The sequence below is a fragment of the Planococcus halotolerans genome (assembly GCF_003289955.1).
Taxonomy (GTDB): domain Bacteria; phylum Bacillota; class Bacilli; order Bacillales_A; family Planococcaceae; genus Planococcus; species Planococcus halotolerans.
In genome coordinates this window covers 254,334-278,356 of record NZ_QLZR01000003.1, presented here as the reverse complement: position 1 = coordinate 278,356, position 24,023 = coordinate 254,334, and the positions used below count along the sequence as shown (strand labels likewise).

The 24,023-nt window shown below is 45.8% G+C and carries 23 protein-coding genes; 4 read left to right on the top strand and 19 right to left on the bottom strand.

What is annotated here, in order from left to right:
* Nucleotides 1-199: 199 nt before the first annotated feature.
* On the bottom strand, nucleotides 200-1,024 hold the full coding sequence (locus tag DP120_RS10140) for an SDR family oxidoreductase (protein ID WP_112223557.1): 825 nt from the start codon (nucleotides 1,022-1,024) through the stop codon (nucleotides 200-202).
* Nucleotides 1,025-1,122: 98 nt separating this feature from the next.
* On the opposite strand from DP120_RS10140, the gene DP120_RS10135 reads away from it, so the two are divergent.
* Nucleotides 1,123-1,644: a TetR/AcrR family transcriptional regulator gene (locus tag DP120_RS10135; RefSeq protein WP_165843772.1), complete on the top strand. Its 522-nt coding sequence runs from the start codon at nucleotides 1,123-1,125 to the stop codon at nucleotides 1,642-1,644.
* Nucleotides 1,645-1,752: 108 nt separating this feature from the next.
* Here DP120_RS10135 and DP120_RS10130 read toward each other — a convergent pair whose 3' ends face one another.
* From DP120_RS10130 to DP120_RS10070, 13 genes are all read right to left on the bottom strand, one after another.
* Nucleotides 1,753-2,313, bottom strand: a complete 561-nt coding sequence (locus DP120_RS10130) for a hypothetical protein (RefSeq protein ID WP_112223555.1) — start codon at nucleotides 2,311-2,313, stop codon at nucleotides 1,753-1,755.
* A 374-nt stretch (nucleotides 2,314-2,687) separates the two neighbouring features.
* On the bottom strand, nucleotides 2,688-3,614 hold the full coding sequence (rbsB, locus tag DP120_RS10125; protein ID WP_112223554.1) for a ribose ABC transporter substrate-binding protein RbsB: 927 nt from the start codon (nucleotides 3,612-3,614) through the stop codon (nucleotides 2,688-2,690).
* 13 nt (nucleotides 3,615-3,627) lie between these two features.
* The gene (locus tag DP120_RS10120; protein WP_112223553.1) at nucleotides 3,628-4,572 is read right to left on the bottom strand and encodes an ABC transporter permease subunit; all 945 of its coding nucleotides are present in this window, start codon (nucleotides 4,570-4,572) and stop codon (nucleotides 3,628-3,630) included.
* Nucleotides 4,553-6,055, bottom strand: a complete 1,503-nt coding sequence (locus DP120_RS10115) for a sugar ABC transporter ATP-binding protein (RefSeq protein ID WP_112223552.1) — start codon at nucleotides 6,053-6,055, stop codon at nucleotides 4,553-4,555. The genes DP120_RS10120 and DP120_RS10115 overlap by 20 nt, the downstream gene beginning before the upstream one ends.
* An 18-nt stretch (nucleotides 6,056-6,073) precedes the next feature.
* Nucleotides 6,074-6,460 (bottom strand): D-ribose pyranase, encoded by a 387-nt coding sequence (gene rbsD / locus DP120_RS10110; RefSeq protein ID WP_112223551.1) that lies wholly within the window; start codon nucleotides 6,458-6,460, stop codon nucleotides 6,074-6,076.
* Nucleotides 6,457-7,338: a ribokinase gene (gene rbsK, locus DP120_RS10105; protein WP_112223550.1), complete on the bottom strand. Its 882-nt coding sequence runs from the start codon at nucleotides 7,336-7,338 to the stop codon at nucleotides 6,457-6,459. Before rbsK ends, rbsD begins: the two co-directional genes overlap by 4 nt.
* On the bottom strand, nucleotides 7,335-8,318 hold the full coding sequence (locus DP120_RS10100; RefSeq protein WP_112223549.1) for a LacI family DNA-binding transcriptional regulator: 984 nt from the start codon (nucleotides 8,316-8,318) through the stop codon (nucleotides 7,335-7,337). Before DP120_RS10100 ends, rbsK begins: the two co-directional genes overlap by 4 nt.
* Nucleotides 8,319-8,495: 177 nt before the next feature.
* Nucleotides 8,496-9,182, bottom strand: a complete 687-nt coding sequence (locus DP120_RS10095; RefSeq protein ID WP_112223548.1) for a FusB/FusC family EF-G-binding protein — start codon at nucleotides 9,180-9,182, stop codon at nucleotides 8,496-8,498.
* 252 nt (nucleotides 9,183-9,434) lie between these two features.
* Nucleotides 9,435-10,454 carry an SDR family oxidoreductase gene (locus tag DP120_RS10090; protein WP_112223547.1) on the bottom strand — a complete coding sequence of 340 codons (1,020 nt, stop codon included), beginning with the start codon at nucleotides 10,452-10,454 and terminating at the stop codon, nucleotides 9,435-9,437.
* A gap of 51 nt (nucleotides 10,455-10,505) precedes the next feature.
* On the bottom strand, nucleotides 10,506-11,201 hold the full coding sequence (locus DP120_RS10085) for an MgtC/SapB family protein (protein ID WP_233785950.1): 696 nt from the start codon (nucleotides 11,199-11,201) through the stop codon (nucleotides 10,506-10,508).
* 126 nt (nucleotides 11,202-11,327) lie between these two features.
* Nucleotides 11,328-14,075, bottom strand: coding sequence for a YfhO family protein (locus tag DP120_RS10080; RefSeq protein WP_112223545.1), 2,748 nt, complete (start codon nucleotides 14,073-14,075; stop codon nucleotides 11,328-11,330).
* Nucleotides 14,076-14,267: 192 nt separating this feature from the next.
* Nucleotides 14,268-14,912 carry a class D sortase gene (locus DP120_RS10075; RefSeq protein WP_112223544.1) on the bottom strand — a complete coding sequence of 215 codons (645 nt, stop codon included), beginning with the start codon at nucleotides 14,910-14,912 and terminating at the stop codon, nucleotides 14,268-14,270.
* A gap of 52 nt (nucleotides 14,913-14,964) precedes the next feature.
* Nucleotides 14,965-15,387, bottom strand: coding sequence for an LPXTG cell wall anchor domain-containing protein (locus tag DP120_RS10070; RefSeq protein WP_112223543.1), 423 nt, complete (start codon nucleotides 15,385-15,387; stop codon nucleotides 14,965-14,967).
* 276 nt (nucleotides 15,388-15,663) lie between these two features.
* Here DP120_RS10070 and DP120_RS10065 point away from each other — a divergent pair, with 276 nt between their 5' ends.
* A complete protein-coding gene (locus DP120_RS10065; RefSeq protein WP_112223542.1) occupies nucleotides 15,664-16,173 on the top strand; it encodes a glycine/sarcosine/betaine reductase selenoprotein B family protein in 510 nt (169 codons plus the stop codon).
* 66 nt (nucleotides 16,174-16,239) lie between these two features.
* Nucleotides 16,240-16,443, top strand: coding sequence for a hypothetical protein (locus tag DP120_RS10060; protein ID WP_112223541.1), 204 nt, complete (start codon nucleotides 16,240-16,242; stop codon nucleotides 16,441-16,443).
* A gap of 125 nt (nucleotides 16,444-16,568) precedes the next feature.
* Here the strand turns inward: DP120_RS10060 and DP120_RS10055 are convergent, their stop codons facing one another.
* Nucleotides 16,569-17,936 (bottom strand): YkuS family protein, encoded by a 1,368-nt coding sequence (locus tag DP120_RS10055; protein WP_165843771.1) that lies wholly within the window; start codon nucleotides 17,934-17,936, stop codon nucleotides 16,569-16,571.
* Between the two features lie 148 nt (nucleotides 17,937-18,084).
* On the opposite strand from DP120_RS10055, the gene DP120_RS10050 reads away from it, so the two are divergent.
* Nucleotides 18,085-18,957, top strand: coding sequence for a sulfurtransferase (locus DP120_RS10050; protein WP_112223539.1), 873 nt, complete (start codon nucleotides 18,085-18,087; stop codon nucleotides 18,955-18,957).
* Between the two features lie 72 nt (nucleotides 18,958-19,029).
* Here the strand turns inward: DP120_RS10050 and DP120_RS10045 are convergent, their stop codons facing one another.
* From DP120_RS10045 to dcuS, 4 genes are all read right to left on the bottom strand, one after another.
* On the bottom strand, nucleotides 19,030-19,935 hold the full coding sequence (locus tag DP120_RS10045; RefSeq protein WP_112223538.1) for an AEC family transporter: 906 nt from the start codon (nucleotides 19,933-19,935) through the stop codon (nucleotides 19,030-19,032).
* Between the two features lie 63 nt (nucleotides 19,936-19,998).
* Entirely contained in the window at nucleotides 19,999-21,306 is a 1,308-nt protein-coding gene (locus tag DP120_RS10040; RefSeq protein WP_233785952.1) for a 2-hydroxycarboxylate transporter family protein, read from the bottom strand.
* 152 nt (nucleotides 21,307-21,458) lie between these two features.
* Nucleotides 21,459-22,175 carry a response regulator gene (locus tag DP120_RS10035; protein WP_112223536.1) on the bottom strand — a complete coding sequence of 239 codons (717 nt, stop codon included), beginning with the start codon at nucleotides 22,173-22,175 and terminating at the stop codon, nucleotides 21,459-21,461.
* Nucleotides 22,168-23,781, bottom strand: coding sequence for a DcuS/MalK family sensor histidine kinase (gene dcuS, locus DP120_RS10030; protein ID WP_112223535.1), 1,614 nt, complete (start codon nucleotides 23,779-23,781; stop codon nucleotides 22,168-22,170). The genes DP120_RS10035 and dcuS overlap by 8 nt, the downstream gene beginning before the upstream one ends.
* Nucleotides 23,782-24,023: the final 242 nt, after the last annotated feature.

The window sequence follows — 24,023 nt, the reverse complement described above, 5'->3', positions numbered from 1 at the left end:
ACAGCATAAAGTTATTTATTTTCACGGATTATTGGCACTGCGCACATAAGCTGCAGGACAAAAGGAAAATCCGCTTCAATAGACACTTCCATCCGTTAAAACGCACCCTGCTTCACCAATTTGCAAACTAACAGCTAACCAAAAAACCCCTAAACGCGTCGCAAACGCAATCAGGGGGGGTCGTATTTTCCCTATCCAATTAACGGGACATTGATGCACGCATGCGCGGGAAGTTGGCGATAGTGCCGCCGTCCACACGAAGATCGATGCCTGTAATATATGATGCAGCGTCGCTCAGCAGGAATTCCATAGCCGCCGCAATTTCAGACGGCTCACCTTCACGGCGAAGCGGCGTGTGATCGAGCATGATTTTCATCTGCTGCTGTTGGGCAGCTTCCTGGCGGCCCATCGGCGTATTGATGGTCCCCGGTGACAACGAGTTCAATCGAGCGCCTTTTTCGCCCCAAGCCCAAGCCTGATCTTCAACGATCAGGATGACACCAAGTTTCGACATGCTGTATGCTGCACCTGAATCGCCTTGAGTGAATTGCTCCATTGTTTCCACTGCATTTTCTGCAAGCGGCTGTACCAATGCTTCCATGAACGGACCTTGGCGAGGCACCATATATGCACTCATCGACGATACCATTACCGCAGCTGTTTTCTCATTGGCCAATGGCAGGAATGCGTCGAGGATCAATCCTGTACCAACCAGGTTTACAGCTGTGATTCGTTTGGAATCGGCCATCGTTGGCGATAAACCGGCTGTATGAACAAGACCTCTTAATGTACCAAGTTCTGCCGCTTTTTCTGCCAGTTTTGCAACATCTTCTTTTGATGTAATATCAACCGTTTGGTAATGGACATCCGTGATGCCTTTAGCAGCAAGTTCTTCTTTCGTCTGGACCAGACGTTCCTCTGAAATATCCGCCAGTAAAACCGTTCCTTTTTTGCCGACCAGTTCAGCTGTTGCCTTACCCATTCCACCAGAACCGCCTGTGATTACATAAACTTCATTTGTCATGAGCTATTCCTCCAATCATTTATTATAATTAATTGTAAGCGTAACCGCAGAAATTTCACGAGACATTTTCATCCCGAATGTCCATTAAGGAGCCACAAATGAAATCAGCGAAAGAAACGATAATTGAATCATTACTGCAATTGCTTGCCAACCGAAATTTCGACGCTGTTTCCGTAAAAGATATTGTGCAACAAGCCGAAATCTCCCGCTCCACCTTCTACTTGCATTTCACTGACAAGTATCAGTTAATGGATGAAGTGCGTAAAAGCTTGAATGATCAATTTCTGCGTTTTTATACAGAAACATCAGCAGTGTCTCCAGTCACCTACCAGATATGCCAGCATATCTTTTTCTACCGTTCATTTTACAGCCATGAATTTTCAAACGCGGTCGCAATCCATCATTTATCCAATGAGCTCGCAGTCCGGCTGCATGAAGTATTCAATGATCAGGATTATGCCATTTTCGCCAGCTACGGCACTATCGGCTATTTATGTGCCTGGGTCGAAGACGACTTCCGGTCAAGCCCTGGTGAAGCTGCGGAAAAGCTCATGAAAATCGGTTTCACTGACTGGACGGAAAGTATTTCATTTACGAGGGGTGAAATCAGACAGAAATAATGAATAGAAAAGCTGGTATTTAAGATCATAAAAAAGGCTATCCCAAAGTCATGTGCCTGACCTTTTGAACAGCCTTTTCTTTTGAACGAACTTTTAAGCACCCAGCTTCTACTGGCCACTCGTCAGCTCCGAATATTTTATCTCCCCCAATTTATCAGACGCGATGTTCTTGAAGGTTTTATTGCCGCGCCATTTATAAAGATGGTGGGAGGAGTTTGAAATATAATAGACATTGCCATCCGCCGGGTGGGTAACTTTCTTCAGAAAGAGTAAATAGTCGCCTGTTTTCATGGGCTTCATGCCTCTTTTCGATGAATACTTATCAGCATCCGAATCCTTTAAACCGATCACCTGATTGACCACGATTTCGGAATCTTCATCAAATCCATGGCCTGTATGGTCAAGAAATACCTCATCAATAGCCACTTCGTAAAAAGCTTGCTTTGTGGTTCTTTCTTCTCCTCCATATTCACGGATATCATAATACAAAGGAATATGGGCACGAACCACGAGATCCGAGTCCGCTTTAATCTCATCAAGTGTTCTATACAATTCATCCGATCCCCATATGCCGTTACCCGCTTCCGCTTTTTCTAAATATTCATAGCCCAGAACTCCAAGAACAATCAGCAAAATGATAATCAACAATGATGTCATCCTTCTCTTCATAGCTTCATCTCCAGTAGTTATATTTCTTCTATATGGTGTCAGCTGTCCACATGGAGCAGATAAGGTAGTTTGTGTACCTTGCTTCTTCTGATAGTAAACTGACAAATTTTTCAAATCAATAGACAGAAATATTTCCCAACCTCTTAATGAACAATCAAGTTATATACACCTATTAAAAGTTCATATTTCATTCTCATTAGTCAAATTAACATTAAAAATTAAACATAAATATCATTTTAATCCCCTTATTAATAACTCCTCTCTAAAAACACGAAAAATTTTCCCAACCTCGATTTTTCAATTATTACTGGACAGAAAAAAGCAGCATCCAGGTAAAAGGATGCTGCTCCGTAACTGTTTTTATTCGATTTCGATTACGGCTGGATCAATTCAAGCTCTACTGGAATTGATGCTTCCACATCTTCTCCGTCTAGGAATTGAACCGCTGTTTCTACGCCTGTTTCACCGATCAATTCCGGTTTTTGGGCAACTGTGCCTGCAAGACGTCCTTCTTCAACCGCTTGCACTGCATCTTCCGTGGCATCAAAACCGACAACTTGAATATCTTTGCCTGCAGCTTCAATGGCTTCAAGAGCCCCTAATGCCATTTCATCGTTATGAGCAAAAACGCCTACGATATCCGGATTGGACTGAAGAATATTTTCCATAACGCTCAATCCTTCCGCACGGTCAAAGTTTGCAGTTTGCTGTGCGACTACATCCAGGCTTTCCTGTGCGATATTATTAAAACCTTCTCCGCGTTCACGCGTTGCTGAAGCTCCTGGTACTCCTTGGAGCTCAGCCACTTGTGCGCCGTCTCCAACCAATGACAACAAGTATTCGCCAGCCATTTCTCCGCCCGCTGTGTTATCAGAGGCAATATGTGAAATCACTTCTCCGCCTTCAACGCTGCGGTCAACCGAAATTACAGGAATATCAGCATTGTTTGCTGATTCGACTGCAGTTGCAACCGCTTCTGAGTCAACTGGGTTGATCATGATCAAATCGACGCCCTGTTGAATTAAATCTTCTACATCACTTGCTTGTTTTGCTGCGTCATTCTGTGCATCAACAACTGAAATTTCCGCGCCAAGCTCGTCAGCTTTCGCTTCAGCCCCTTCGCTCAATGTTACAAAGAACGGATTGTTCAATGTCGAGATTGAAAAGCCGATTGTGTATTCCCCATCACTTTCCGTGCTGCCGCCTGATTCATCTTCTGAACTTGAACCTGGACCTTCCATTGAACATGCCGCTAAAACCATCATGGCCACCAACATTGCTAGAAACTTGAACTTGTTCATTCTCCCACGCTCCTTAAGCTGTTTTTTTACGATCCAACAGGACCGCCAATAATATGACTGCACCCTTCACCACTTGCTGGAAGAAGGACGAAACCCCAATTAAGTTCAAACCATTATTCAAAACACCGATGATCAAAGCACCAATCAAAGTACCGACAATCCAGCCGCGCCCACCGGTCAAGCTCGTTCCACCAAGCACAACAGCCGCGATGGCATCAAGTTCAAACATCTGTCCGGCAGTCGGCTGCGCTGAATTCAGGCGTGACGTTAAGATTAATGCAGCAAACGCCGACAGGAAGCCGATCAATGAATAGACATAAATCTTAATGCGGTCCGCGTTGATTCCGGAAAGAATTGACGCTTCTTCATTGCCGCCCACCGCGTAAACACGGCGTCCGAAAGTCGTTTTCTTCAAGATGAAATAAAGAATAAGGAAACTGATGATCATGGTGACAACCGGAATTGGTATGCCGAGGAAATAACCTCTCCCCAACATCTGGAATGCGCCGCCGTCGCCGAGTCCGGAAACCGGGCGACCTTCTGTATAGACAAGAGTCAAGCCCCGGTAAATCGTCATTGTCGCTAAAGTGGCGATGAAAGGAGCAACTTTCCCTTTCGCAATGATTATTCCGTTGAAAGCTCCAAGTAATGCGCCGAGCAAGAGGCCGACAAACATGGCTAAAATCGGGTCAACGCCGCTTGCCATCATTCCGGCAGTAACGGCTCCGGTCAATGCCAGAATCGAACCGACCGATAAATCTATGCCGCCCGTCAGAATGACAAAGGTCATCCCGAAGGCAATCAGGGCATTGATTGATACTTGTCTCAGTACGTTGAGAATATTGTTCATGGAAAGGAAACCAGGATTCAATAAAGTAATGATTAGGATAATAAGAAACAAACCGATAAACGGTGCGATTTTTTGAAACAACGATTGATTAGCTGTTTTGAGTTGCATTACTTTCACCTCCAGTAGCGTAGTGCATAATTCTTTCTTGTGTCATTTCTTCTTTCGACAATTCACCTGCAAGTTTGCCTTCGTGCATAACGAGTACGCGGTCGGCCATACCGAGCACTTCCGGCAATTCGGAAGAGATCATCAGAATAGCAACGCCCCGCTCCGCAAGTTGGTTGATAATCGAGTAAATCTCTTTTTTTGCCCCAACGTCAACGCCCCGGGTCGGTTCATCCAGAATAAGCAATTTGGGTTCGATGCCGATCCATTTGGCGATGACCACTTTTTGCTGGTTCCCCCCACTCAGTGATTTCGCTGTCTGGTGAGGACCGGAAGTCCGGATGCCCAGCCGTTCTTTCATCGATTGATAAAGTGCACTTTCTTTCTTCTGTGAAATCAGCCCGTATTTCGATATTTCATGGAAATTGGTCAGGCTGATGTTTTCTTCTACAGTGAAGTCCACCAGCAGGCCTTCAGACTTCCGGTCTTCCGTTACATATCCGATGCCTAAATTCTTAGCAGCGCGGGGGCTGTTGATTTTCACCTTTTTGCCGTCCAGTTCCACATCGCCCGCGTCCGCTTTCCGGTAACCGAATAATGTCTGCGCCACTTCGGTCCGCCCGGCACCCATCAGACCTGCAATTGAAAGCACTTCGCCTTTGCGCAACTCGAACGATATATCTTCAAAGTGGCCTTTTCTCGTCAAGCCTTTCACCGCAAGCTTTACTTCGCCAATCTCGGCATGCCTTTCGGGGAAACGCTCGCCCAGTTCACGGCCTACCATCAACTGCACAATTTCTTCAAATGAGGTATCTTTTATATATTTCACTCCCGCGAATTCGCCATCCCGCAGCACGGTAATACGGTCGCAGAGAGAGAAAATCTCTTCCATCCGGTGGGAAATGTAGATGAAAGAAACGCCTTTTTTCTGCAGATCCCGAATCGTCTTGAAAAGCGTATCGATTTCGCGGTCAGTCAAAGCGGCAGTCGGTTCATCCATTACAATGACTTCGGCTTCTGCAGACAGCGCTTTCGCGATTTCCACGATTTGCTGCTTGCCGACAGACAATCCGCTTGCCGGAGAGGAGGGATTTATATTCAGTCCTAATTCACCAAGAATCTTCTTCGTCTTGTTGTTCATACTCTTCGTTTTAAGAATGCTCGTTTTCCCGACGGTTTCTTCTTTTCCAAGAAACAGATTTTCAGCAATCGACAGATGCGGCAGTATATTCAGTTCCTGATGAATTACAGCAATCCCGGCTTTTTCTGCCTCTTTGGGTGAAGTGAAATTCACTTCTTCCCCTTTGACAACAATCGTTCCGGCATCCCGCTTATGAATTCCCGTCAATACTTTCATCAATGTAGACTTTCCGGCTCCGTTCTCTCCCATCAGGGCATGGATTTCACCCTTCTCCAATGAAAAAGAAACGTCTTTTAATACTTGGTTGCCACTGAATGCTTTAGAAATGCCTGTCATTTCAATCATGATTACACACCTGCCTTTCTAGAAAATAACGCCTGACCGCAGCACAATGTTGGCGTATGGAGTCGCTTCACCGGTCCGGATAATCAGCTTGGCGTCTTTGCTCATTTGTTTCAATTCCTCATGCGTAATATAGGATACAGCTGTCCGTTCTTTAATTTTTGATTCGACTTCCGGATTTTCCTGTTCTATTTCATTGGCAATAAATGCTGCTTCGTGCTGAAAGTCCGCAAGTACAGCATCCAGAATATCGATGAATGACGGCTTGCCCAATTCGTATGATAAATCGACGCAGCGAACGTCTTTCGGCATCGGCAATCCGCAATCCGCAATCACCAGTTGATCTGTATGGCCGAATTCGGCCAGCGCCGCTGCGATGTCACGGTTAATCATCCCATGCTTCTTCACTCTGAAGCACCACGCATTCTCGCGAGGACGTCTTCTCTATTAGGCATGCCGCCCTGGGCACCCATTTTTTCTACAGATAATGAAGCCGCCGCATTGGCAAAACGAACCGCTTCTTCAAATGGCATCTGTTCCGAAAGCGCTACGCCAAGTGCACCGTTGAATGTATCGCCGGCACCCGTAGTATCAACAGTTTTTGTCGCATAACCTTCGACGATTATATGTTTATTGCCATCGAAATAACGGGCACCTTTTTTCCCCAATGTCACAATCAGGCGGTTCGGAAATTGTTCCAGAGCGTTCTCCCATTGCGGGCCGAAAATTTCTTTTGCTTCTGATTCGTTTGGTGTCAGGTAAGTCCAATAAGGTTCCATTTCTTTGCGGTAACCTGCAGATGGCGCAGGATTTAGAATGGTAGGAGTTCCGATGCGCTGGCAAATTTCCAATGTCCGCTGCACAACGGGAAGCGGAATCTCCAATTGCATAATTACAAGATCACTTGCTTCAAACAAGTATTCCAAACCATCTATTTCTTCTTCCTTCAGAAGATGGTTCGCACCGGGCACCACGATGATCCGGTTGTCTCCTTCAGATAGCAGGATATTGGCGATTCCGCTCATTCCATCCAATTGTTTGACGTGTTCAATGTGAACGCCTTCTGTGTCCAATCCTTCGACCAGCACTTGGCCAAATGCATCGGTTCCTACTGCACCAACCATCTGCACATCGCTTCCAAGCCTGGCAGCCGCGACTGCCTGATTGGCTCCCTTACCGCCTGGAATTGTCGTATACAAATCTCCAAGCGCCGTTTCCCCTTGTTTCGGGAATCGATCCGTGCGAACTACGAGATCCATATTGATACTGCCCACAACTGTAATCATGTCACCGCTCCTTTCGTCGTTCCCCGAACCACAAGATTCACTGGAATCTCGTTCATGAAATTTTCAATCGGCTGGCCTTCAATCTGCTTGATCAGCACCCTTGCCGCAATCGCACCCATTTTATAAATATCCTGTGCGATTGTCGTCAAAGCGGGGGTCAGCATCTCTCCCATTGAAATTCCGTCAAAACCGATGATCTGCAAATCTTTCGGCACAGCCAATCCCAGATTATGCGCTGCTTTCAACGCTCCCGCAGCCTGCACATCACTGCTGGCGAATATGCCGTCGATGTCTTTATTGTCATGTAAATACTGTTCCACAATTTTTTCTGCTTCCGCGAAATGAAAAGGGCAGAAAACTGTTTCATAAGTAACGCTGTTCTTTTCCATCGCTTCGCCAAATCCTATGTAACGGTCATTTGCCGACCCGAATTCTTCCGGACCTCTCAGGAACAGCAGGTTTTTGCTGCCTCTGTCGACTAAAGCCTGCGCTCCCATAAAACCACCTTGTCTATTGTTTGATACGACAGTCGGTATCCGCTCGTTGATAACACGGTCCAAAGCGACGACGGGCAGCTTTAAATTCGCGTAATGCGGGGCGTCAAGCTGGTTTGAGGTCACAATAAAACCGGCGATATATTTTTTCTTCAAGGTTTCAATGTAATTCTTCTCTTTTTTGGGATCTTCATCGGAATTACACAGCACCACGGTGTAGCCGTAGGTCAATGCAACGTCTTCCACTGCACGGGCCAGTTCCGGGAAAAAGGGGTTTGTAATATCCGGCAGGATCAATCCGATCAGATTCGACTTTTTAGTTGTAAGCGAGCGGGCAACCGTGTTCAACTCATAGTTCAACTCTTCTACAGCCGCTTTCACAGCAGTTGCCGCTTCTTGGCTGACATAACCGTTGCCGTTCAAAAATCTTGAAACTGTCGCAACGGAAACTCCCGCTTTTTTAGCTACATCCCTGATCGTCGTCATACGCTTCCCCCCCACTCCATAATGTGTAACCGGTTACACATAATATATATTCTGTTCCACATGTTGTCAACCTGAAATTCTGTCAACTGGGTTATTTCTTGTCCCGCATACTTGTCTGAAGCGCTTTTTCTTCAATAAAAAAAGCTTTCCGGTTTCCCGAAAAGCTCAATTTTTTAATTATTTTTGCAACCGTTCCACAAAGTCATGGAGCCGCTCCAATGTATCGATATTGCTGTTGCAGGTGTCGTTGTCCTGGCAGATATAGTTGCCGCGTTTCACGAAATTATCCTGGCTGGAACCTTTTGTCTTGGCAGTGAACAAACCTACTTCGCTATGTTTATTGCAGATTGAGCAGATGCCATGTTTCGCACTGCGGTTGAAGCTGCCTTGGATGCCTTCGAGGCGGCCATCTTTTTCAATCACTAGGTACATAAGCGTCGAACTTTCAATCCAGCCGAGATAAGACAGCTTTTTGAAATCGAGCGTATCAAGTTTCGGCCCTTTAAGCTTTTTCGCTTTTGGGAATAATTTCTTCAAGCCCTGATCCGTTACACTTTTGAACGGCAGCAAATATGCAGACACCTGTTCAAGAAATGCTTCTGCTTCCGCCGTTTCCTTTACCGCTGTCAACGGTTTCAATACGGCTTTCTGTTCTTCGGTCAAAGATGGGAACAGCCCAAAGACCTTTTCCTGTGCCAGATGGCGCAGTACACTCAGTACTTCCGCATCGCTGCTGGTTGCCTTGCCATTGACCAGAATTTTCGCCTGATCTTTGATAAAGTTAAACTGGTCATTCCGGATAAATGCTTCCGGACGTTCGCCGGCAGTGCCTTGTTTATCACTTGTTTCTTTTACATGTATCATTTTGAAACACTCCTTATTGTTTGATTGTATATTTATAAGGACGCCATGTTCGAATGACACATTTACGGGCGAATTAGTTCTTGCTTCCCCCACGCAAAGTATCGCCATTCTGTATCACAGGCTTTGCATGAGTTTCTCCTGACGCTGACATTCGAGATTTGCTTGTCAACTGATATCACCCCTTCCGAAGGTGCCGTATGACTCTTATCTTATAACAAACCCCAATTATTTTGGAGAGTATCGCCTTTTAATTTATAAACCTTTTTCATTCCAATCTTTCAGCACCGCTTTTTCTTTGGCAGGATCCAGTCCCGCTTTCTTCTCAGTTACGCTGCGCGACGACTCCCACTTTAAGGTATCGAGGATTGTTTCTTTCAGCGGACGAAATTTCAGTCCGGCATCCATTGCTTTTTGAATGTTGACCGACAGAAAGCCGGGCATATTCGCGCTGTCAGGAATCCACAGCGGCATGTCGGTCCACCCGTTTACTTCATGGCCCAGCAGAAATTTCTCCTCAACCCAGACTATATCGACTCTATCTCCTACTGTTTCTTTGCATCTGTCCAAAAACTCTTCCATCGTCAACTCGGTGGCCGGGCCTGTGGCATTATAGGTGCCATACACTTTCGACTCCACCATCCGGATGATCCATTCAGCGAGGTCGCGCACATCGATAAACTGAATTTCCTTGTCGCGACGGCCTGGTGCCAGCACTTCTCCGCCTTTTGCTATGCGGTTGACCCAATAACTGAAGCGGTCCGTAAAGTCGAAGGGGCCAACGATCAATCCCGGCCGGACAATCAAACTGCGTCCTGTGAATACCCGCTCCACTTCCTTTTCGCACAGGTATTTCAGTTCGCCATAATTTTCAGCTATCGCCTGTGCCGGTTCCATCGCTTTCAATTCTTCGATTCTTTCCTGAGGCAATTTGCCGACTGAGTGGTTCTCATCAATGTCGGGTTGATCGAGCTGATCATAAACCGAAGCACTTGAGATGAAGGTATAATGCCCGGCTGAGTCGGTCAGCAATTCCGCTGACTCCTGGACGGACCATGGCAGATAGCCGCTCGGATCAATAACCGCATCCCAGCTGCGTCCTCTCAACGCTTCCAGGTCCCCGTTCCGGTCGCCGATCAGCTTCTCCACTTCCGGAAACAGTTCCGGTTCTGTTTTTCCTCTATTGAATAATGTCACTTCATGACCGTTTTGCAGTGCCGTTTCGGTTAGGAACCGCCCTAAAAATCGTGTACCTCCAAGAATCAGTAATTTCATATCCGTTCCCCTCTCTTGCCGCTTTTGAAATAAATTCAGTGCTGCGTTCAGTCACACAATCACTTTAGCGACTCCGTCTAACTTCTGGATCTCTTTAACCAGTTCCATTTCGTTTTGGACCTTTCCTTCTTTTAGCGAAAAAATATATTTTGATACTTGTTTTTCAGAATATGTGTCCAATTCTTCAATTTGAAAATCTGTCACTTTGAGGTCGTTGTTTTCAAAGAATCCGCTGAGTTTCGCAAACATTTCACTCTGGTCTTCTGCGATGATGACGATTTGTTTCTGTTTATGCTTCGAGATATATTTTTTCTCCACTTCTCCCAGCACATATAATGTCCCGATGACAATCAATGTCGATAACACGGCTACGTAATACATGCCGATGCCGATTACCAGTCCCAATCCGGCAGCCACCCAAATCGAAGCGGCAGTCGCCAGTCCTTTTACGGATCCACGGTTAACAATAATCGTTCCGGCTCCGAGGAAACCGATACCGCTTATGACATAGGACGGGATACGGGAAGGATCAAACTGCAACGGCCCTGTCATTGTATTTATATAAGTATCAAAACCTGTGACAGAAAGAATCATCATCAGACAAGCTCCAGTGCCGACCAAAAGATGCGTCCGGAGTCCTGCAGGCTGCTTTTTCGTTTCGCGTTCGATTCCGATAATGCCGCTTAGCACCGCTGCCATTAGAAGGCGCACTGTGATGACCATATAATCCGCAGGCAAAAAGTCCATTTCCATCACTCCTGATTCAAGCTTCTGTTATTCTTCCCTACCCTATATTCTGCGCCTTCATTCTTATTCAGCGAATAGATGCACCGGTTGAAAAAGGAGAGCCGGCATAACGCAGCCGGCCCTCCTTCAATTTTTGCGTTTCCACAGATATAAAATAGCTGCCAACAGAGATATCACGCTGAGCAGCAGTGATTTCCAAAAATACGGCGGCCGATAAGTCAACCTGATTTCATTCACCCCAGGAGATGCCGGGACAGCGAGAAAAGTGTAGTTCGCTTCAAGAACTTCCCTCTTTTCTCCATTGACTTTCGCAGTCCAGCCGACTTCATAAGGCACAGGAAACACAATGAATTCATCGTTTTCAGCATTCAGATAATCCGCCTGAATCCTGCTGCCGCTCCATTCAAAACGATTGCCTCCATCAGCCTCTTCCACTTCGGAGCGCAGCACGTCATAAGGCTCTTCATAGACGGCAAGTTCAGTAAGTTCATAGGTTCCTTCGGGAACACGGATTCGAACAATACTGTCTGCCGGTATACGAATGGTCAAATCGTCGACAAACGTCTTATAGACAGACACATTCGACTTCCTCGATGTTCTGTACGAATTGACCGTCACTGAAAATCCCTGATTTTCAGCTCGGTTGGCCAGATGAAATGCGACATATAAATCGCTTTCTTCCGGCACGGCATCTTTCAGCATCAAATCGATGCCGCCTGCTTCGCCCGATACATCAAGCACACCATCTTCATAAGTCGCTTCAACTCCGTTAACTTCAAATGCCAACGCTTCCGGTTCCGGCGGAAGCACAGCCTGCTCAGCAGGATTTTTCAAAACGACGCCAGACAGCATCGCATGTTCACGCCGGAGCACCGGTTCATCGGCAAGGCTGTCTTCGCTGTAAGTCGCAGTTGCGGAACGCACAAACGGCAGCGGCAATTGATTTTCGTAAACTATAAAATTTTCCGAGGCCAGAATTTCCTCAAAACCGGCCGGCACATTTTCATCGCCACGCGGAAGTATGACGTAGTTCCCGAGCAGCAAGCTGTGCAAATTAGTGCGCTTGCCAAGCGTCGCGTAGCGGCTGACACTTTCACGCGCCATATCGATTTCAAGTTCATACAAGTAAAAATACAGTAATTCTTCATTGAGAATGCTGGAATAAGCACTTAATCCGTAAAAATCCTCGACGATCGGTGTGTTGTTCCGCACCCCTTCCATCCAATCGATGCGGTAGAAAGGAAAGGCATCACGTTCTTCGATTTCTGCAAGAAGCCTGTTGATTTCCGGATCATCATAATCCTCGCCCGTAATGTATTCTTCCGAAACTTTTTGTGTATTGCCGCCATTTATAAGATTTACATACTGAAAACCGTTGGCCAGCACCAGCAGGGTGATGACAATAAAAGCTACGGCTTCACCGATTTTTGATTGGTCCCGGACAGTACGCAATAACAGCATAAATGTAAACAACGCTGAGCCAAGTACACCTAGGAACAGCGGAAACTGGATCGTTACTCCGTCTTCGGAGACGGCAAGGGCAAATTGGTAGCCTGCCGCTAAAAAAAGCAAGGCCAGAAGTACGGCGACGGCCGCCTGCCCTTTCTTGGAATTTCTTTTAACAGCCAAAGCAAAGAGGACATAGACGAATAAGCTTGCGCTTACCGCAGTGAAGATAAAAAGTGCACGTATCTCGAGCCTGTCATCATATAAAGCAAACAGTCCATAAACCAGCAGCGCCAGACCGCCAGCAAGCGTAAAGTCCTTAACATTCAATACAGGGAGTTTGCTGAAGCCGGCTGCGACAGCACCGCCGGAAACAAAGGATAGGAAATATTCCCACCGGAATTGAGGCGCGGAAAAGCCGTTAAAGACACTGGCAACTTGCGGACTGTAATGGAGCAATACGCCAAACAGTATAAGCGATACGAAAAAGCGGAACCGGGAATCGCGGTAAAGAGGAAATGCACCAGCCAGTCCGACAATAGCTGCGGGCAAAATGACATAGCTGCTCGTGAATAGAATGTTATCGTGGAACATCAGCCAGTCAATTTCATGGACATAAGCAGGCCGGTGATTGTGTATGAATGCATGCACAGCCGGTATAAAAGATACTGAGCTGATACCCGCTCCGATTACTCCGCTTATGAGAAAAAGTACGATTGCTCTGCTTCTTCTGATTTCATTTTCCGCGAGCGGCATAAAGAGCCGGAAGAGGATGTAAATGCCGGCAAGCAGAAAATTCACATAGGCGAAGTAGAAGCTGTCGATCATTGATACAGCGACTGCAGCGAGGAACCAGCCAGGCTTAGCTTCACGGAAGATTTTTTCGATGCCGAAAATGAGGAATGGCAACCATAAATAAGCATCCGCAAAGAATTCCCAGTAAACGGCATGGCGAAAATACATGCTGGATAATCCATAGATGCTGGCTCCAAGAAAGGCTGGCACCGGCTTGAATTTCATATAGCGGAAGACGTGAAAACTGATGAAAAGCACTGCTGTAAGCCGTGCGATATTGATGAAGACAGCGGCATGTGCCCAGAACAAGACGTCGGGCTCTGTAATAATGCCAGCCACTTCCAGCATGAAAACGAATACAACAGTCAGTGCGAATACGAACGAAGTGGCAAAATAATAAGATAGGCCACTATAGGTCCCGCTGCCCAAGCCGAATGAAGGTGAATAGAAAAATTCACCTGAAGTGTATTGTTCATAGAGCATCGCCTTGAATGGCATCATCTGTGACAGTCCATCGTTTGGACCGAGCATAAAACGATCTCCAGCCCATTCCAGCAGATAAGCGGTATGGGCTGCCGTACTTAAAAAGAGGCAAAGGACAATAAGTATAAGAAAAGTACGCCACTTTTTCATAAGTCACCTTCTTTATTCTGAATGCGGTTACACCGGCATAAGGAATAAGGTTGGAGTCAGACCCATGCTTCCTGGGGTATTGAATTAATTTTTGTATACCCGTTTTTCAGAAGGACAAAATAAAAACACACCCGATTGATTAAAATACAGGTGTGTTCAGGTATTGTTCTGCTGACTTCTGATTGGTTCTACTCACTTCATTTCGCTGCTTTGGCTGGAAATGAATTTTGCCTGAACGATATAACGGTCAGGCGCGTATCCGATAAAGTCAAAAGGATAACAAGTCGTCAGCGTCAAAGTCGATTCATCTTTTTCCACGATGACCGATTTATCATCTTCATGTGTTATCCAGATATCTGTAATCTCATAAACAAATACTTCAGTCTCGTATTCGACATACAATAAATCCGATACTTCCAATTCACCCAGCCCGGTAAACACGGTATCACGGTGGCCGCTTAAAACAGTATGGCCGTTGCCGCCGGGAAGAGTAGTCAGATCGCTGACAAACATTCCGACTCCCTGATTCAAAGTGGCTGGATCAGTACCCCAGTAAACCGAATACTTTTTTTCGATTTTAGGAATTAAAAGAGCTGCCATTTCCTCTCCTGTCTTATGTGATGCATCTGAAGTGAGGAGAGGAGCAGGATCTTCCTTTAATGGAGGCGGCGTAAACAACATATCTTTTTCCATCGTCTTTTCGATTTTTTCAAAAGTCTGTACTTCTTCTACAGTGAAGTCCTGGGCAGCCGTTTGCCCGGCGTTCCACTCCAGAAAGTTTGTTACCGCTATTGCCAATCCGGCCATCAGCAGGATTAGCCCCAATAAGCGCCTCATCAACCATCACCTCGAAGTAAAACGGCAGGATATTTCCTGCCGTTTGTTTGCATTAGGCTGTTTTACTTTTACGACGGAATAAAAGCAATGACCCGGCACCCGCAACTCCAGCACCGAACAGCATCATAAGAGGTCCGTTTGATGCGGTATCAGGTAAAGCCGCTCCTTCTTCACTTTCATTTTCTGCAGCATTTTCATCTTGTTCTTCTTCAGCAGAATCATCCTCTTCCTGGCTGGCTACATAATTGTCGTATTCAGACTGGCTGACTTCACAAGCCAGACCGTCGTTATCACGGTCAAGATCATGTGGGTCATTTTCTGCACTGTATCCATTTTCATACCAAAAAGCCATAACCTCGTTATGATCAGCAAAATCCCCACAATCTTTGTCAATGTGTTCATCAGCAGCCACACTGAACGTTGTTCCGATAAATAAGATTGAACCAGTTAAAATTCCTGCAAGACCCTTTTTCATTTTTTTCTCCTTTCTTATTCCTGTATTTTGAAGCTAACTATATAATATTCTGAATTGGTATAATATTCAATATAAAACATTAATTTTTTACTATATTTCACATAAAAGCATCAATAGTCTTATGGAATATACCGTTTTAGGTGAGAAGTCATACGTTCTTTACTTTATCTTCAGATTTGTGCCGCCTGTCAACTAACCGCTATTACAATAAAGGAGTTCGCAATCAGACAGCGAATTATTAACATTAATCAAGCCGAAACGGAGGAATGCGGATCTATGAAAATGAAGACAAAGATCAAGTCGAAAATGTCGCGGACTTTTTCAGGGAACTTCACGGGAGCTTACAAGAAATTCACCATGAGCCATATGAGGGAACATACGAGTCTGCCCGAAGCTTTTTTATCAAAGCCTTTGAACCTATGTAAAGTAGCACTAGTATCAACTGCAGGTGTCCACCTCGAAACCGACGAACCTTTTGATGTCGATAACCCGGCCGGCGACCATACTTTCAGAATCATCCCATCGGATATTTCGGAACAGGAACTGACAGTGACGCATATATACATCGATACGAAGTTTGCAAAATCGGATCCGACAATCGTCTTTCCATTGCCGCAGCTGAAACAAGCTGCTGCTGACGGAAAAATCGGATCCCCTTCATCCATTAATATCGGATTGAACGGCGGCATCCTGGATACGGCATTAGCCGAAAAGGAATCGATTCCAAAAGTTGTCGAGCTGTTCCTTAACGAAGGAATCGACGCTGCGTTGCTTGTGCCTGGCTGAGGATCCTGCCACAATGTACTCGGGCTGTATGCCCGGGCTTTAGAAGCTTCAAATATACCAACCGCCATGATCACGCTGTTCCCGGAAGTCACCGATAAAGTCGCAGCTCCCCGCACAATGCATGTTCCGTTCAAGATGGGCCGGCCTTGCGGCGAACCCTTCGACTTCGATACACGGAAGAAAGTTGTGGACCAATTGCTTGAGCTTTTGGCCCTTCCATCGGGCCTTCCATCGGAGACACGGGTTGTTTATCAGGACAAATTACAATAAAATTTAAAAAAGACGTTTCGGAAGGTCAGCTGCTGGCCCGAAACGTCTTTTCTATACTTTTTCTATGAAGTAAAACAGTTTAATCAACTTCATGATATGACTTTCTCTTACCTTGTGAAAGTCTGTTACGGATAAATCGCCAGGCCATCTTCTGCGATGATGATATCACCTTTAAAGCCGGCCGATGAAAATTCCTTAGTGACACGCTTTACATCTATTTTACCCAAACCGAGATGCGTCAGTACTACCTTCCCCGCTGCAGATTCAGCTGCCATCCGGGCGAGGTCTTCGGTCACTGCATGAGAGTTTTCCAATCCTTTTTCAAGGTTTTCCGCTTTCTCTTCAGGAAGCCCTGAAAAATCACTGGTCATCATTCCATCCAGGACAAGGATATCTGTATCCTTTGCAAATGGACCCAGATCCGCAGTGTAGGTCAAATCTCCAGAAACCACTGCACTTTGCCCCTCTGCATCAAAACGGAACGCATACGTCGGTGCACTATGTGGCACAGGAATTGCCGTGATTTTTACACCATCAAGTTCCAGGCTGTGCTTTTCTTCAGTGAAATCAGTGATATGCACATTTGTCAGCGCTCCGTCTTTCGATGTCCCCAGACCGGCCCGGTACTCCAAATCTTTCTTGAAGAAATTTACAGTTGCATCATAGAGTTCCTGAACCTGTGGACCTGCCAGATTCAGGAGGCGTCTTCCACCAGACCCCTGCCAGCCATCAATGAAGAACGTCCAGAAATCACCGTTATGGTCGACATGCTGATGTGTGAAAAGCATATTATTGATTTTATTGGCGGGGAGACCAAGTTCAAATAATGTGCTCGTCGTATCGGCACCGCAGTCAACCAGGAAATACTTATCCTTGAATTGAACAAGTGTACTCGGCGAGTTCCTGCCGATTTCAGTTAATGGATTGCCGGAGCCCACGGTCACGACGCGGAAACCGTCAGGAACCGTTTCAAAAATGGATTGATTTCCTTTTTCCTGGCCCATGGACTTTTTGCCTTTCATTTCCATTGCTTTATCTTTTACTTGTGCCGCCTTTTCTTTAATGCGATTTAGCGAATCTTCGCCCTCAGAATCGCCAGTCGAGATTTTTTCCTTTAGAAGGCGCTGCAGCTCCTCACCGCTTTTCGGAGCCATCATAAGTGCTGCCAGCGCGCCAGCTGCGGCACCAGCCAACATGCCAGATTTAAAACCCGCGCCGGTTCCGCTCCTTTCAGCGTTCGCTCTGCCTGCAATTTTCCCTGCACGCTGGAGGCGTTCTTCCACTTCCATGACGACTTCCTTAACACTGCGCCCACCGGTTTCCACAAGCGAGCCCTTTATAAAAGAGGCGCTCAGCGCATTAAGATTGCGTACAACAATCACATCATAAATGGATGCGTCTGCTTCCATCTCTACCATATCTGTCTGATATCCTTTTTTCTGCAGTGCCTGCCGAATATCTGTAAATGGGTATTCTACTGCGACTTTTACCATCTGCAGCATTCCTCCTTCAGTGATTTGGCTATAATTTTTGTTTTCCCTGTCTTGTCGACAGGGTAAACATTCATGAAAAGGCAGAATTTTTGACGCCTTTTACCAACAACCTTAAAGTGAAGTAAATGCAATAAAGGAGGATGTTCAGATGAATGATATTCCATTGATCGTTTCAACTGACTGGCTCGGGGAGCGCTTGGAAGATCCTAAGCTGCGAATCGTTGATGCTACAGTATTCATGAAATTCCCTGAAGGCGGCGGACCCCCGAACGTGGAGTCCGGTAAAACTTCTTATGAACAAGGCCATATTCCAGGAGCAATTTATGCCGATTTGGTGGGCGAACTATCGGATAAAGATTCCGATTTGCCGTTTACTGTACCATCCCGTGAAGCTTTCGTGAAAAAATTGACAGAGCTTGGAATCGGCGATGACACCTATACGGTCATTTACGACCAGAACGCATTAGTCGGGGAATCGGTTGCGGCTTCCTACTGGGCCTCCCGCCTCGCGTGGCAGATGCGCTACGAAGGATATGATAATGTTGCCATTTTAGAAGGCGGCCTCCAGAAGTGGCAGGCGGAAGGCCGTGAATTATCCACGGAGCAACCGTCTTATCCGGCAGCAAGCTTCTCCGGCAAGCGCCGAACAGAAATGCTGGCGACAAAAGAAGATGTCCGAAAAGCGATGGACGATGAACATACCGTCCTGTTGAACAGCCTGTCGCCGGAAGAATTCCAGGCTGCACACATCCCGAGCAGCACGAACGTCTTTTTCGGCGCCCATGCGGATGAAGAAACAAAAGCGCTTTACAATGAAGACCAAGTGCGCGCCTCCTTTGAAGGAACAGGTGCACTCGATCCTGATAAAAAAGTCATCACCTATTGCGGCGGCGGAATTGCCGCTACCTGGAACGCGTTACTGCTGAACAATCTCGGACAGCAAAACGTCGCGGTTTATGACGGCTCGATGAATGAATGGGCAAGTGACCCTTCATGCCCGATTGTGAAGAGTGAAGTTTGAAGATTAAAACATGAATGCAAAACTCTCCGGATGAAATTGTCCCGGAGAGTTTTTTTGCCTAATATATTTATTTTAAAGTACCAGCAGCAATATCGGAATGGTAATGATACTCGCTAACGTGCTGACGAACATGGCACTCGAAACCATATCCGGATTCATATCGAATTTTATCGCCAACAATGTCGTTGTTGCAGCGGCCGGCGTCGCAACAGCAATCAGCAGCACTTTCGATTCGAGCGAGCCTGCCGGATAAAGCAATGTCAACAGCAACAAGCCGATTGCCGGAAAAGCGATCAATTTGAGTATGGCTGCTGTGCCAATAAATTTCAGGACATTTTTAATCTGAATCGAAGCAAGTGTAATACCGAGAAGCGTCAGCAAAACCGGCACCGCCGCCTGCCCCAATAAACTTGTGGCGTTGCCAATTGCTTCAGGAACCGCTATACCAGCAATTTTTATAATCAGCCCTATGGTTATGGCAATAAATCCAGGCATCCGGACAATTGTTATGAATATATCCTTCCTCGGCGTTTTTTCATGGTTCGATGCATAAAAAATGCCAGCAGAATTCATCAGCAATGATTGCATGACGACATAAATAATCGCAATGGCCATTCCTTCATCTCCGAATGCGAAAAAGACGATCGGCAATCCGTAATTTCCGGTATTCGGAAAAGCACTGGCAAGCATCATCGTATTTTGATAGGACAAAGTCCATCCAAAAAGAAGCCCCAGTAATTTAACAAGCACGGCAAACAGTAAAAATAATGACAAGGCAAACAGCACGATTTTCCCTAAATCGCCAAGATCCAACGAGGAAGTCGTTACGGAATGGAAAAACAGCGCCGGACTGAATACGTAGATACATAAATCAGAAACCGACTTCGAATTAATATCCATATATTTGCCGACAAAAAAGCCGATTCCCAGCAAGATGAATACGGGCAGTATTACATTGATGATTTCAGTAAAAATCATAGCATTTCACATCCCATCAGAAAGAGGGAAAGGATTTCTCCCTTCCCTCCCATTTTAATCTCATCAAATGAAAAATGGTATAAAAATACTGGCCAGCAATAAGATCAATGCACCGCCGAGACGTGAAGAAATTTGCGCAAACGGCATCAATTCCATTCTTCTGGCAGCGGACAATACAGCCACATCGCCAGTTCCTCCCATGTTCGCCATGCAGAGTCCCGCTGTGATGGCAGCTTCGATCGGATAGAAGCCCATGAATTTCCCGACTACTCCGGCTCCAATTACTGCTCCAATTACTACCGCCAGAACAATAAGTACATATTGGATACTCAAGGCATTAATAACCGCTTCCAAATCGGTATAAGCAACCCCGATTCCAACCAGAAGCGCATTGGTCCAGTTTCGTGCTACAAATTCATACCACTGACTGGCGCCTTCCACAATAACTTCCGGCATAACATTGGCCACTTTCAAGGCTGCGACCAAAACAATCATAATCGCATAAGGATGCAAGGGAATAAAGTCACCCAGCAGATTCCCTAAAATATAGAACGAAACAGCAGCCAATACGCCGATTCCCATTTTGGCCAAATCGTAGCGCGGCGTTTCTTTCTTTTCGTAATGGAAACCACGGATCAATTGTCCATTCCCAGTCAGACTCGGATATTTATTGCCGATTAAGTTTAAAACACTGGCAAGAATAATCGCGAATACATTACCCAGTGCTAAAGCGGGAACCAGAATCGATAGATAATAGCCCGGTTCATTGCCCAGCATTTCGGAATAGACCTGGGACATCGGCACAGCGCCTGCACCCATGCCGCCGCCCATGATAGGCATGGCAATGACGAGTACAGCTTCCTGCACACTAAAGCCCAGCAACAAACCGATCAATGCAGCGAGACCCACTGCACCAAGAACTGCAGCCAGCAATGGCAACGCATAGCGGACTCCCGCTTTCACCAGAATCTTTGATTCCATACCCAGGATACTGCCGGTAATCAATGCAGCAATATAAAAATTAAGAAAATCGCCGTCTCTCATGAATTCTGAAATGGCGGTGGACGTGCTTTCAGGCATAAGTCCACTATAGACCATGAATGCGGATCCGAAAATAGCAACGATGGCACCGCCGCCCAGGAATGTGCGCACAATCGGCGTATTGTTGCCGAACCAGCCAAACAATTCACCGAGCACCATGGTTATCAGTAAAGCTCCAATCATGCCTGCTGGCAAATTTTCGGTATACATCGCGTATATTGCAATAACAGCAAAAACACCAAACCATAGAATCGGTATATTAAAAATCGTGAATTTGTTTTTTCTGTTCTTCTCCGGCAGCTCTTCCGGCACTTTTTTTGTTTCTTCCACTCTATACACCCCGTCTTCTTTGTCTTCTGCGCCACGATTAGGTAAGCGCTTTCAGTTTGTATTCATTATAATAGACAAGTTTTCAGACAACTTACACCTTATAAAAGTATTGATATTATTGTAATTAAAAAAAGCAACCGCATTGGTTGCTTTCATAAATAGGAATAGAGCCGCTGTGAACCTTCCTTGTTCAATTGATATTGGTAGATCGGTCTCCCCACGCCGTAAATTAGATTCTCATCCAGGTAGCCGATTTCGGTTAAAAACTTTAAATACTTTCTTACGGATACACGGGAAATATTGACCGCTTTTGCAAGTTCGTCTGTTGAAAAGGTTGCTGGCTCCATCGACAGTATCACTTCATTGATTGTTTGCAGCGTATTCTTCGTTAACCCTTTTGGCAATGCCCGCAAGTTAGTGGGCTCAGTTCCAGGTGTATTTTTTCGCTGCAGCAAGCGGTCCAGTTCTTGCTGGTTGACCCGGCTCTTATCGTGGATTTTGTGATAATTGTTTTTATACTGCAGCAGCGCTTCCTGGAAACGGCTGAATTCAAACGGTTTTATCAAATAGTCCGCCGCACCAAGCCGCAAGGCCCGCTGAATCTGCTCCATTTCAGAAGCTGCTGTAATCAGAATCACATCGAGATCCTGTTGCTGCTCACGAATCCACCCCAGAAATTCAATTCCGTTCATGCCCGGCATATGGATATCCAACAGTATCAAATCGATATCTGTCTCACTTAGAAATTCCTTGGCTTTATCGGTATCGGAGACAGCTCCACAAACCATAAAACTGTCGATTTGCTCTACGAACTGCCGGTTCAAAGCGGCAACCATCGGATCGTCTTCCACAATCAGCACCTTAATCATCATTGTCACCTCCCGCTTCATAAGGCAACACCACTTCAAATGTCGTGCCTTTCTTTATATCAGAATCCACATCGATTGAGCCTTCCAGTTTTTCAACACTGTTTTTCACCAGATGGAGCCCGAAACCGCGATGATATCCTTCTTTATTGGATACTCCTTTTGTAAAAATGGATTCCTGCAATTCTTCCGGAATTCCGGTTCCTGTATCGCTGATGGTAATGGTCAGCAATTCATCGATGTAAGAAAATGCAGTATGGATACTTCGCTGTTCCATGCCAATGACATTTTCAATGGCATTATCAATCACATTGCCGATTATAGTAACCAGCTCATGAGTCACCGCTGGATCTGCAGGTTTCGGAATTTCCGTTTCACAACTGATCGTCAACTCGACATGGGCTTCTCTCGCAAAGCTGATTTTCCCGATAATGAATCCCGCCAGAACCGGGTCTTTGATATAACGAGTAATGTTACCAACTTCATATACCTGATGGTCCACAAGTTTCCCAATGAAATTTGAAACTTGATCGTACTCCTCCAACTTAATCAGCCCCAGTAACACATGGAGCTGATTCATAAATTCATGGGACTGTGCCCGCAACGTTTCTGCATACATTTCAACACCGGTCAGCTGCTCTGCCAGCTGATTTAACTCTGTTTTGTCACGGAATGTGACAATCGCACCGATCACCTCTTCATTTACCAGCAATGGCACCTGATTCGATATGATGGTTAGACCATTGACTGTTTGTTCCTCATCCAAAATCGTTTTTTTATCCTGAAGCACCCGCTCCAGTTCCAAGTTCGGCAGGAATTCCCGTATATCCTGGCTAACGAGGTCATTATCCATCAAGCCCGCTTTTTTAAGAAGTTCACTTGCCGATTTATTTACCAACAGGATCCGGCAGTTCTTATCGATGGCGATTACTCCTTCATAAACAGAATGGAGCATCTGATTCCGCTCCTCATGGATTCGTGCAATTTCATGAGGTTCCAGTCCAAGCAAGTTTTTCTTGATGTACCGGGCCAGCCAGAAAGCACCGATAATTCCGATCAGCAAGCCGATCAGCGAACCGAGCAGAATTGTCTTTCGGTTTTGCTGAATAGCCGTATCTACTTCCTGCAGCGAAATTCCCACTGCGACTGCACCAATCTGGTTTTCAGCGGTATCGAAAACCGGTGTGAAAGATCGGACGGAAAGTCCGAGCGTCCCTTCCGCCCTTGAAGTATATGCTTCTCCTTGAAGCACCCGAAGCTCATCACCCCCGGCAAACGCTTTTCCGATATTGTCTGGGTTCGGATGCGATTTCCTGATGCCATCCATATCTATGACAACTACGAATAAAACTTCCGTTGCCTGTTGGACGGCAAGCGCGTAATCCTGAATGTTCTCTTCCGCAGCTTCAGATTGCAGGCCATCCCGGACCACTTGTGATTCGGCCGCTGTCCGGGAAATGCTTACCGCCTTTTCTTCCAGCTGCTGTTCGATCACTTCTCCCGACGTATCCGCGATGAGCAGATTGGTGATCAATAATGACACCAGGACAACTGAACAAACGAACAAAATAATAATCGTACTTAACTTAAATCGTGATGATAACGTAATCGGTCACCTCATTCTTATCTTGCAGAAATAACTTTCAACACAGATGTTTCTACTATAAGCCAAAAAGGCGGGCAAGGAAAAGGCAGTTGCCTAAAGAAAAGGCAACTGCGATGGTAAATCCTTAAATTTCATTATGGAATAAGATTATTTTAACGAAGACAATGGCAGAATCTACATTATCTCTTCTCCTGCGACATGTTTTGCTGATGTTCTTGGTATAATAACTACATACGGCTTAGAAG

Excerpts from the sequence above, each read along its gene's own strand:
- DP120_RS10140 (WP_112223557.1), bottom strand. The coding sequence starts at position 1,024 with ATGACAAATGAAGTTTATGTAATCACAGGCGGTTCTGGTGGAATGGGT.
- DP120_RS10135 (WP_165843772.1), top strand. The coding sequence starts at position 1,123 with ATGAAATCAGCGAAAGAAACGATAATTGAATCATTACTGCAATTGCTT.
- DP120_RS10130 (WP_112223555.1), bottom strand. The coding sequence starts at position 2,313 with ATGAAGAGAAGGATGACATCATTGTTGATTATCATTTTGCTGATTGTT.
- rbsB (WP_112223554.1), bottom strand. The coding sequence starts at position 3,614 with ATGAACAAGTTCAAGTTTCTAGCAATGTTGGTGGCCATGATGGTTTTA.
- DP120_RS10120 (WP_112223553.1), bottom strand. The coding sequence starts at position 4,572 with ATGCAACTCAAAACAGCTAATCAATCGTTGTTTCAAAAAATCGCACCG.
- DP120_RS10115 (WP_112223552.1), bottom strand. The coding sequence starts at position 6,055 with ATGATTGAAATGACAGGCATTTCTAAAGCATTCAGTGGCAACCAAGTA.
- rbsK (WP_112223550.1), bottom strand. The coding sequence starts at position 7,338 with ATGATTACAGTTGTGGGCAGTATCAATATGGATCTCGTAGTTCGCACG.
- DP120_RS10100 (WP_112223549.1), bottom strand. The coding sequence starts at position 8,318 with ATGACGACGATCAGGGATGTAGCTAAAAAAGCGGGAGTTTCCGTTGCG.
- DP120_RS10095 (WP_112223548.1), bottom strand. The coding sequence starts at position 9,182 with ATGATACATGTAAAAGAAACAAGTGATAAACAAGGCACTGCCGGCGAA.
- DP120_RS10090 (WP_112223547.1), bottom strand. The coding sequence starts at position 10,454 with ATGAAATTACTGATTCTTGGAGGTACACGATTTTTAGGGCGGTTCCTA.
- DP120_RS10085 (WP_233785950.1), bottom strand. The coding sequence starts at position 11,201 with ATGGACTTTTTGCCTGCGGATTATATGGTCATCACAGTGCGCCTTCTA.
- DP120_RS10080 (WP_112223545.1), bottom strand. The coding sequence starts at position 14,075 with ATGAAAAAGTGGCGTACTTTTCTTATACTTATTGTCCTTTGCCTCTTT.
- DP120_RS10075 (WP_112223544.1), bottom strand. The coding sequence starts at position 14,912 with ATGAGGCGCTTATTGGGGCTAATCCTGCTGATGGCCGGATTGGCAATA.
- DP120_RS10070 (WP_112223543.1), bottom strand. The coding sequence starts at position 15,387 with ATGAAAAAGGGTCTTGCAGGAATTTTAACTGGTTCAATCTTATTTATC.
- DP120_RS10065 (WP_112223542.1), top strand. The coding sequence starts at position 15,664 with ATGAAAATGAAGACAAAGATCAAGTCGAAAATGTCGCGGACTTTTTCA.
- DP120_RS10060 (WP_112223541.1), top strand. The coding sequence starts at position 16,240 with ATGATCACGCTGTTCCCGGAAGTCACCGATAAAGTCGCAGCTCCCCGC.
- DP120_RS10055 (WP_165843771.1), bottom strand. The coding sequence starts at position 17,936 with ATGGTAAAAGTCGCAGTAGAATACCCATTTACAGATATTCGGCAGGCA.
- DP120_RS10050 (WP_112223539.1), top strand. The coding sequence starts at position 18,085 with ATGAATGATATTCCATTGATCGTTTCAACTGACTGGCTCGGGGAGCGC.
- DP120_RS10045 (WP_112223538.1), bottom strand. The coding sequence starts at position 19,935 with ATGATTTTTACTGAAATCATCAATGTAATACTGCCCGTATTCATCTTG.
- DP120_RS10035 (WP_112223536.1), bottom strand. The coding sequence starts at position 22,175 with ATGATTAAGGTGCTGATTGTGGAAGACGATCCGATGGTTGCCGCTTTG.